Origin of the sequence: Rhizobium sp. FKY42 (genome assembly GCF_005222835.1) — a bacterium.
Classification (GTDB): Bacteria; Pseudomonadota; Alphaproteobacteria; order Rhizobiales; family Rhizobiaceae; genus Neorhizobium.
This window is the reverse complement of record NZ_STGA01000043.1, coordinates 1-805: the sequence shown is the minus strand read 5'-3', so window position 1 is coordinate 805 and position 805 is coordinate 1. Positions and strand designations below refer to the sequence as shown.

Annotated in this window: 1 protein-coding gene; it reads right to left on the bottom strand. The window is 62.2% G+C overall.

Annotation, left to right across the window (positions count from 1 at the left end; all coding sequences use genetic code 11):
* The coding region (locus E8M78_RS16205) for a type VI secretion system Vgr family protein (protein WP_137136038.1) at nt 1-800 on the bottom strand (800 nt) is incomplete at its 3' end.
* Nucleotides 801-805 lie beyond the last annotated feature (5 nt).

Genomic DNA, 805 nt, shown 5'->3' with positions numbered 1-805 from the left:
GAGGGCGTCTCTGCCCGCGGCACCATGGACGGCGTCTCGAAGTTCCAGTCGCCGCCGGAGCGCTTGCCGGGCACGTAAGCGAAATGACGCTGCCATTCGTGGATGTGGTTGCGGTCTGACGAACCCTGCGCCAGCCGCACCCGTCCTTCGCCCTGTGCAGACGGTGAGGGGCCAAGCCAGCCGGAGGCACCATCCGCCACATGCAGCTTGTGGCGGCCATCCTCATGGGAGAACCAGTAGAACAGCCCGTCCTCTTCCAGCCGCCTGGTGAGATAGGCAAGATCCGTCTCGTTGAACTGGACGCTGTAGTGTTGTGACGGTGGTGGCGAGATAACACCGGATGTATCAGGGGCGGGGATGCCATGCTCGGAAAACAGGGTCTCGAGCACGTTGAGCGATGTCTTGTCCATCCAGATGCGGCAATCGGAGCGGCGCGACAACAGCCACATCTGCGGTCGTAGCACCATGGAATAGGCGCGAAGGCCGCGGGTGATCGGCGGCCCCTCATTCAGCTCCGTCACCAAGCCGTTGAACGGACGGCGAATGGCAGACGCCGCATCGCTATTGCCCTGGGATATCTCCAGCGACACGTCCATGAGCTTGCCGATCAGTTCCTCCGGCTTGACCTGCGGCTTCTTGGAGCGCGCCGAAACCCTGATCTCGAGCAGGCGGTTGACACCTTCTTCAATCACCACCCGCTCCGGCAGCAACTGATCCTCGCCCAGCGGCGAGACAATCCGCAATACACGGCTCGCCTGGATGAATTCCGCAGAGGAGGCAGAGGAGAACGCGTCGGTCATGAAAA